This is a genomic window from Micromonospora acroterricola, assembly GCF_003172955.1.
Classification (GTDB): domain Bacteria; phylum Actinomycetota; class Actinomycetes; order Mycobacteriales; family Micromonosporaceae; genus Micromonospora; species Micromonospora acroterricola.
The window spans coordinates 1-8,713 of the sequence record NZ_QGKR01000354.1 but is presented as its reverse complement, the minus strand read 5'-3'; the positions used below and the strand labels follow the sequence as shown (position 1 = coordinate 8,713).

The 8,713-nt window shown below is 69.9% G+C and carries 5 protein-coding genes; 3 read left to right on the top strand and 2 right to left on the bottom strand.

Annotated elements, in window-relative coordinates; genetic code table 11:
• Positions 1-1,121 (bottom strand): pectate lyase family protein (locus DKT68_RS29930; RefSeq protein ID WP_109820730.1); only part of this gene is annotated, 1,121 nt, incomplete at its 3' end.
• Positions 1,122-1,909: 788 nt separating this feature from the next.
• On the opposite strand from DKT68_RS29930, the gene DKT68_RS29925 reads away from it, so the two are divergent.
• The gene (locus DKT68_RS29925; RefSeq protein WP_236647139.1) at positions 1,910-2,947 is read left to right on the top strand and encodes an ice-binding family protein; all 1,038 of its coding nucleotides are present in this window, start codon (positions 1,910-1,912) and stop codon (positions 2,945-2,947) included.
• A gap of 193 nt (positions 2,948-3,140) precedes the next feature.
• On the opposite strand, the gene metH is transcribed toward DKT68_RS29925, so the two are convergent.
• On the bottom strand, positions 3,141-6,641 hold the full coding sequence (gene metH, locus DKT68_RS29920) for a methionine synthase (protein WP_407940810.1): 3,501 nt from the start codon (positions 6,639-6,641) through the stop codon (positions 3,141-3,143).
• A gap of 277 nt (positions 6,642-6,918) precedes the next feature.
• On the opposite strand from metH, the gene DKT68_RS29915 reads away from it, so the two are divergent.
• Both DKT68_RS29915 and DKT68_RS29910 read left to right on the top strand, forming a co-directional pair.
• On the top strand, positions 6,919-7,788 hold the full coding sequence (locus DKT68_RS29915; protein ID WP_109820727.1) for a PAC2 family protein: 870 nt from the start codon (positions 6,919-6,921) through the stop codon (positions 7,786-7,788).
• A gap of 136 nt (positions 7,789-7,924) precedes the next feature.
• On the top strand, positions 7,925-8,713 hold a 789-nt coding region (locus tag DKT68_RS29910; RefSeq protein WP_109820726.1), incomplete at its 3' end, for a GntR family transcriptional regulator.

The window sequence follows — 8,713 nt, the reverse complement described above, 5'->3', positions numbered from 1 at the left end:
CTACGCGTCTCGTGGGCTCGGAGATGTGTATAAGGGACAACCCTCAGACCCGTGTTGGCGCCCGCCGTCTGACGGACGACGTCCGGCACGCAGCTCGCCCCGTCGAGGCGGTACGAGTACGGGATGCTGACGGTGGTGTTGGACGTCGGGTTGGGACCGGCGGGGTAGTTCTCGCTGCCGGCGCTGGACCATGTCACGTTGTCGAAGACGTTGCCACTGACCTGCCAGTAGCCGCGCTCGTTGGTGTAGAACGTGCCCAGGACGTCCTTGGAGTTGCGGAAGTAGTTGTTCTCCACCTTGGCCTTGGCGCCGGCCCGGGAGTTGATGCCGGACTCGTGCAGGCTCACGTAGTGGTTGTTGTAGATGTGGGCCGTGCCGCCGCGCAGCAGCGGCGTACGGGAGTCGATGTTCTCGTACAGGTTGTGGTGGTACGTGATGAAACCGTTCGAGAGGTCGCTCTCGCTGGACCCGACGAGGCCACCGCGACCGGAGTTGCGCAGGATGCTGTAGGACAGGGTCACGTACTGGGTGTTGTCCTTCATGTCGAAGAGGCCGTCGTACCCCTCGGACTCCCCGCCCGACGCCTCCAGGGTGACGTGATCGACCCAGACGTTGCGGACCGTGCTCTCCATGCCGATGGCGTCCCCGCCGTTGGAGGTGGGCGAGCCCGACTTCTTGACGTTCCGGACGGTCACGTTCTGGATGATGATGTTGCTGGAGTCGCGGATGTGGATGCCGAGCTGGTCGAAGACGGCGCTGCCGACGCCGATGATGGTGACGTTGCTGATCTGCTTGAGCTCGATCACGCCGTCCGCGGTGTTGCAGCTCGAACCCGAGACCTTGCTGGTGTTGCCGTGGTTGATGGTCCCCGTGACCTCGATGGTGATCGGGGTGCTGCTACTGGCGCGACCGCACAGCGCCGCATGGATCGCGGTGCCCGTGGTGGCCCGCACCGTCTGCCCGCCCGCGCCGCCGGTGGTGCCGCCGTTCTGGGTGGCGTAACCGGTGGCGGTCCCGACCGCCGCCGAAGCCTGAGGGGTCGGCAGGGTCACTCCGATCGCGATCCCAACGGCCGCCGTAGCCAGGGCCGCCTGAAGTCGCAGTGCGACTGGTCGTCTCATCTCGCCTCACCTTCGCATTCCTTGTTGTGCCGGTTCCCGCGTCGGCCGCCGCGACCGTTCCCCTGCCAGCCTCAGGCATTTCTCGGCCGCGCAGGAATCGTCGGCAGTAAATGGTTTGAGTTGCACCGAGATCTCCATCGCGCAGGTCACTGCGGGGAACCGCCGCACAAACGGCATGCCGCCACTGGCGATGCTTGATATTCGTTCGCCCGGCTCAAGAACGAAACATCGATGTGACGCAATCGTAGGAAAGCGGTTTCCCTGAAGGCAAGGGCTGGCGCTTGCAGGTTTGTTGCAGTGCCTGTGGAGGCTCGCGTGTCGCCGCGCAGCGGGGATGGCGGCGGCGCGCGTCACGGCTGATGGTCGCCAGCCGCCGTCCTACACGGCGCGACGAGACATGCATGGATAAAACTCACTTGGCGTTGTATTGATCTCGGTGGCTCGCCCGTCACTCCCGGCCATCCCGTCGGCCTTCGTCCCCAGTCAGTGGAGCGGGTGAGCCCAAACCAGAGGCTGGGCATCTCGGAGTGCCGACGCCCGCCGGAAGCGCTCACCCCTTCAGGCCACCTCCAGCGGTGTTGATCTAGCCGGCCTGCATGGTGCCCCAACTCTGGCAGCGCTTCGACCACGGCAGAGGTTCGTCGATGACCGAGCAGAGACTTTGTCGGTATGACTCCATTATGGGCTTAGATGTGCAAAAGTCCGGTTACCTATATCTGCACTTCGGCGTGACTCGGGTTCGCTGTCCTGACAGCGCCTGCCGGAGACACACCATGAGAGGCCACATCGTGACAGTCACTTCAATCCGTCATCGTCGACGCGCCGTCCTGCCGGCACTCACGGCCATCACCGCTGCCTGCGCCGCCACCGCCGTGCTGATGCTCAGTGGAACCGGCGCCAGCGCCCAGCCAGCGCCGGTCAACCTGGGGACAGCGGCCAACTTCTCGGTGCTGGCCGGCTCCACCGTCACCAACACCGGCGACAGCTTCCTGGCGCAAAGCCTCGGCGTCCACCCCGGCAACACCGCCACCGGCTTCCCCCCGGGCACCGTCGCCGGCGAGATCCACCTCGCCGACGGCGTCGCCCTACAAGCAAAGAACGACCTGACCACCGCCTACAACAACGCCGCCGGCCGGACCCCGTTCACCAGCCTCCCCGCCGAACTCGGCGGATCCACGCTCACCCCCGGGGTGTACCGGCTCGGTGCCGCTCAACTGACCGGCACCCTGACCCTGAACTCCCAGAACGACCCGGCGGCGGTGTTCATCTTCCAGATCGAGTCCACCCTCATCACCGCGTCCAACAGCAGCGTCGTGTTCATCAACGGCGCCTCACCCTGCAACGTCTACTGGCAGGTGGGCAGCTCGGCCACGATCGGCACCGGCACCCGGTTCATGGGCAACATCCTGGCCCAGACCTCAATCACCATGAACACCGGAGCCACCCTCCAGGGCCGCGCCCTGGCACAGACCGGCGCCGTCACCCTCGACAACAACACCATCAACGCCCCCGTCTGCCTCCAACCCACAGGAACCCCGACGACCACACCGACGGGCACCCCGACCGGCCAGCCCACCGGCACCCCGACCGGTGCACCCACCGGCACTCCGACAGGCCAGCCCACCGGAAGCCCCACAGGCGGTCCGACAGGCCAGCCCACGGGAGCTCCGACTGGGTTTCCGACCCCAAGCCGTACGCAGCTACCGGTAACCGGTGGTAGCGGCGGTAGTGCGCTGATACCCGTCCTGACCGGCCTCGGCACCATCGCCGTCGCCGCTGGCGCCGCCCTGCTTCTCGCCTACCGCCGCAGGACCTCCGAGTCCTGACCGGGCAGACCCCGGCGGCCGGTCACCGGCCGCCGGGGTCACGGCTCCAATACGCCCATGGCGGGAATCGTCTGAGAAGGGATGACCGACCTGGGCACGTCCAACACGTAAGTGGGCCTCCTTCGACGGCCTGGGAACGGCATGATCTTGCAACCTGCCGTCCCCGAAGCGCAGGTCAGGGCACCTGCACTCGTCACTTGGCGTTGAAGTAGCTGGCTTCCGGGTGGTGGACCACGATGGCGTCGGTCGCCTGCTCCGGCATGAGCTGGAACTCCTCGGACAGCTCCACACCGATCCGCTCGGACCCCAGCAGCTCCACGATCTTCGCCCGGTCCTCCAGATCGGGGCAGGCCGGGTAGCCGAACGCGTACCGGCACCCCCGGTAGTCGTTGCGCAGCAGGCCGGCCAGGTCGGCCGGGTCGTCGTCGCCGATGGTGCGGCCGTCGGGCAGGGTCAGCTCGGCGCGGATGCGCCGGTGCCAGTACTCGGCGAGGGCCTCGGTGAGCTGAACCGAGAGCCCGTGCACCTCCAGGTAGTCGCGGTACTCGTTGCGGGCGAACAGCTTCGCCGCGTACTCGCTGACGGGTTGGCCGACGGTGACCAGTTGCAACGCGACCACGTCGAGCTGGTCGCCCTTGGGCCGGAAGAAGTCCGCGAGGCAGAGCCGCCGCTCCTGCCGCTGCCGGGGGAAGGAGAAGCGGGCCCGCTCGGCGTGCCCGTTCTCGTCCAGCACGACCAGGTCGTTGCCTTCGGAGTACGCCGGGAAGTAGCCGTACACCACGGCGGCCTCCAGCACCTGGTCGGCGATCAGCCGGTCCAGCCAGTAGCGCAGGCGCGGGCGGCCCTCGGTCTCCACCAGTTCCTCGTAGGACGGGCCGCCGCCGCCCCGGGCGCCGCGCAGCCCCCACTGCCCGAGGAAGGTGGCCCGCTCGTCGAGCAGGGCCGCGTAGTCGGCCATCGGCACACCCTTGACCACCCGGGTGCCCAGGAACGGCGGGGTGGGCACCGCCACGTCCGCGGCCACGTCGGAGCGGACCGAGGAGTCGTGCAGCTCCGGCAGCGACTCGGTGACCACGGAGCGCTGCCGCTCCCGGCGGGCCCGGCGGGCCGCCAGGGCCGCCTCCCGTTCCGGGTCGATAACCGGAGCGCCGCCGCGCTTGGCGGTCATCACCCGGTCCATCAGGGACAGTCCCTCGAACGCGTCCCGGGCGTAGTGCACCTGCCCGGGGAACGTCGAGCGCAGGTCGTCCTCGACGTAGGCCCTGGTGAGCGCCGCCCCGCCCAGCAGCACCGGCCACCGGTCCGCGACGCCGCGGGTGGCCATCTCGGCGAGGTTCTCCTTCATGATCACGGTGCTCTTCACCAGCAGCCCGGACATGCCGATGGCGTCGGCGCGGTGCTGCTCGGCGGCGTCCAGGATGGCGCTGATCGGCTGCTTGATGCCGATGTTCACGACCTCGTAGCCGTTGTTGGACAGGATGATGTCGACCAGGTTCTTGCCGATGTCGTGCACGTCCCCGCGCACGGTGGCCAACACGATGCGGCCCTTGCCGCCGTCCTCCGCGGTCTCCATGTGCGGCTCCAGGTAGGCCACCGCGGTCTTCATCACCTCGGCGGACTGGAGCACGAACGGCAGCTGCATCTGCCCGGAGCCGAACAGCTCGCCGACCACCTTCATGCCGTCCAGCAGGATGTCGTTGATGATCGACAGCGGGGACCGGCCGCCGGCCATCGCGGAGTCCAGGTCGGCCTCCAGGCCGTTGCGCTCACCGTCGATGATCCGCCGCTTGAGCCGCTCGTCCAGCGGCAGCGCGGCCAGCTCCTGCGCCCGGCTCGCCCGCGCGCTGGTGACGTCGACGCCCTCAAAGAGCTCAAGGAACCGCTGCACCGGGTCGTACCCCTCGCGGCGCCGGTCGTAGACCAGGTCCAGCGCGACCGCGCGCTGCTCCTCGGGGATCTTCGACATCGGGAGGATCTTGCTGGCGTGCACGATCGCCGAGGTCAGCCCGGCCTGCACGCACTCGTGCAGGAACACCGAGTTGAGCACCTGCCGGGCGGCCGGGTTGAGACCGAAGGAGATGTTCGAGATGCCCAGGGTGAAGTTGACCCCGGGATAGCGGCGGGTGATCTCCCGAATCGCCTCGATCGTCTCGATGCCGTCGCGGCGGGTCTCCTCCTGCCCGGTGGCGATCGGGAAGGTCAGCGCGTCGATGAGGATGTCGGAGCGGTCCATCCCCCAGCGGCCGGTCAGGTCGTCGATCAGCCGCGCCGCGACCCGGACCTTCCACTCCTGGGTCCGCGCCTGCCCCTCCTCGTCGATGAGCAGCGCCACCACCGCCGCGCCGTGCTCGCGGACGACCGGCATCACGCGCGCGTACCGGGAGTCGGGGCCGTCGCCGTCCTCGAAGTTCACCGAGTTGACCACGCACCGGCCGCCGAGCATCTCCAGCCCCGCCTCGACGACGGCCGGCTCGGTGGAGTCCAGCATGATCGGCAGCGTCGACGCGGTGGCGAACCGGCCGGCCAGCTCGCGCATGTCCTGGGTGCCGTCGCGGCCGACGTAGTCCACGCAGAGGTCGAGCAGGTGCGAGCCGTCCCGCGCCTGGCTGCGGGCGATCTCCACGCAGGCCCGCCAGTCCCCGGCGAGCATCGCCTCGCGGAACGCCTTCGAGCCGTTGGCGTTGGTCCGCTCCCCCACCATCAGCACCGAGGCGTCCTGGGCGAACGGCACCGGGTGGTACACCGACGAGACGCCGGCCTCGTGCCGCGGCTCACGGGGCGCGGCCGTGACGCCGTGCAGCCGCTCGGCCAGCACCCGGATGTGCTCCGGGGTGGTGCCGCAGCAGCCGCCGACCAGGCCCACGCCGTACTCGGTGATGAACCGCTCCAACGCGTCGGCCAGCTCCACCGGGGTGAGCGGGAAGTACGCGCCGTCGGCGGTCAGCACCGGCAGGCCGGCGTTGGGCATCACCGACAGCGGGATGCGGGAGTGCTGCGACAGGTACCGCAGGTGCTCGCTCATCTCCGCCGGCCCGGTGGAACAGTTGAGCCCGATCAGGTCCACCCCGAGCGGCTCGATCGCGGCCAGCGCCGCCCCGATCTCGCTACCGACCAGCATCGTGCCGGTGGTCTCCACGGAGACCTGGCAGATGATCGGCACCTGCTGGCCCAGCTCGGCCATCGCCCGCTTCGACCCGACCACCGCCGCCTTGACCTGGAGCAGGTCCTGGCAGGTCTCGATGATCAGCGCGTCGACGCCACCGGCGATCAGGCCGGCGGCATTCTCCTGGTACGCGTCACGCAGCGTGGCGTAGGCGGCGTGCCCGAGGGTGGGCAGCTTCGTGCCCGGCCCGATCGAGCCGAGCACGAACCGCGGGCGCTCGGGCGTACCGGCCGCGTCGGCGGCCTCCCGGGCGATCCGGGCCCCCGCCTCGGACAGCTCCCGGATGCGCTGCGGGATGTCGTACTCGGCGAGGTTGGCCAGGTTGGCGCCGAACGTGTTGGTCTCCACGCAGTCCGCGCCGGCGGCCAGGTAGGCCTCGTGCACCCCGCGAACCACGTCCGGCCGGGTGACGTTGAGGATCTCGTTGCACCCCTCCAGCCCGTCGAAGTCGTCGAGCGTGAGGTCCGCGGCCTGCAGCATCGTGCCCATCGCCCCGTCGGCGATGAGGATCCGGTCGGCCAGCACATCCATCAACGAAGTCCGCACCCGTTCAGGTTAGTGCGGCTCCCACCGTCGCCAACCGCCGTCCACGCCCGATCCCATATTGTGTCAGCGGGATCACGCCGTCCGGTTCGTTGTCGTATGACCGGTTGTCGGCCGGGCCGACCGGCGCGGCCGACGGGCCGGGCCCCCGCCTGGCACGTAGGCTGACGGACGTGAAGGACAACAGGGACGCCGCCGTGCCCCACGGCCCGAGGACCGGGCACGGTCCCGGCGTCGGCCGCGACGAGCAGGGTGAGGTGACGGCGTGACCGAGTTCGACGGACTGCCGGTGCTTCGGTCCCCGGTGGCCATCGCCGCTTTCGAGGGCTGGAACGACGCCGCCGACGCGTCCACCGCCGCCGTGGAGCACCTGGAGCAGGTCTGGAACGCCCGGCAGGTCGCCGAGCTGGACCCGGAGGACTTCTACGACTTCCAGGTCAGCCGACCGACCATCACGATGGCCGACGGGGAGACCCGCCGGGTGGAGTGGCCGACGACGCGGTTCATGGTGGCCAGCCCGGAGGGCACCGAGCGGGACGTGGTGCTGATCCGGGGCATCGAGCCGAGCATGCGCTGGCGGACGTTCTGCGAGCAGGTGCTGGAGATCTGCCACAGCCTCGAGGTGGAGCGGGTGGTGCTGCTGGGCGCGTTGCTCGCCGACGTGCCGTACACCCGGCCGCTGCCGATCAGCGGCAGCGCCTCCGACGCGCAGGCCGCCGAGCGCTACCAGCTCACCCCCACCCGCTACGACGGGCCGACCGGGATCGTCGGCGTGCTGCACGACGCGTGCACCCGCGCCGAGGTGGACGCCGTCTCGTTCTGGGTGCACGTGCCGCACTACGCCAACAACCCGCCCTGCCCCAAGGCCACCCTCGCCCTGCTGCACCGGGTCGAGGAGGTCGTCGACCTGCCGGTGCCGATGACCGACCTGGCCGAGGAGGCCGCCGAGTGGGAGCAGCGGGTCCGCAGCGCCGCCGAGCAGGACGCCGAGCTCGGCGAGTACGTCCGCGAGCTGGAGGAACGCGTCGGCGACGAGGGGATCACCCCGCTGACCGGTGACGAGATCGCTCAGGAGTTCGAGAAGTACCTGCGGCGTCGGGGCGGTTCGGCCGGCCCCACCGCCGGCTCCTGGTAACGCCTCTCCCCGTTGACGTTCGGGCCCTGGACCTGCTGGTCCGGGGCCCGTTTTCGTCTTTTCCCGCATGTCCGGGGTAGCGCCGTCACACCCGCTAAGGCATCCTAGGAACCTAGCTGTGATCAGGGAGGCGGGTATGCAGATCAACCCCGGGGCCGCCGAGTTCCCCCACCGGCAGATCGCCGCGCAGCTCAAGGCGCAGGTCCGCCGCGGCGACTGGGCGCCGGGCGAGCGGCTGCCGTCCATCCCGGCCATCGCCGAGATGTTCGGCGTCGCCAAGCAGACCGTGCAACGCGCCGTCGACCAGCTGCGGGTCGAGGGCATCCTGATCACCAAGCCCGGTTCCGGTACGTACGTCCGCGGCACCCGCCGCCGGCTCAACCGGCTCTCCCGGGGCCGCTACGGCGGCTTCCGCGGCTACCACACCGACCTGGCCGCCCGGTACCGTCAGCAGCTCGTCTCGGTCGGCCGCTCCCCCGCACCCGCCGAGGTCGCCGACGCGTTCGGGGTGCCCGACGGCACCGACCTGCTCTGCCGCCGGCACCTGGTACGCACCGACGACTCCCCCGTCGAGGTGGGCGCCTCCTGGTTCCTGCCCTCCGACACGGCCGGCACCTCCCTGGAGCGCGCCGAGGCGTTCGGCCGGCCGCTGTACCAGGAGGCCGAGGAGGCCACCGGGCGGCGATACGTCTCCGCCACGGACACGATCAGCGCGCGCCAGCCCAGCCGGGAGGAGGCCGAAACCCTCCAGATCCGGCCGGACACCCCGGTGCTGCACCTGCTGCACGTCGCGTACGACGGTCACCGCAAGCCCATCGAGGTCGCTCAGGCCACCTGGCCCGGCCCGATGACCACCCTGACCGAGGAGTACAAGATCCCCGGCTCCACCCCGGACCCAGAACCCGACCCCGGCCTGGTCCTAGGC

Coding starts and splice junctions, on each gene's coding strand:
- metH (WP_407940810.1), bottom strand. CDS start 6,641: ATGGATGTGCTGGCCGACCGGATCCTCATCGCCGACGGGGCGATGGGC.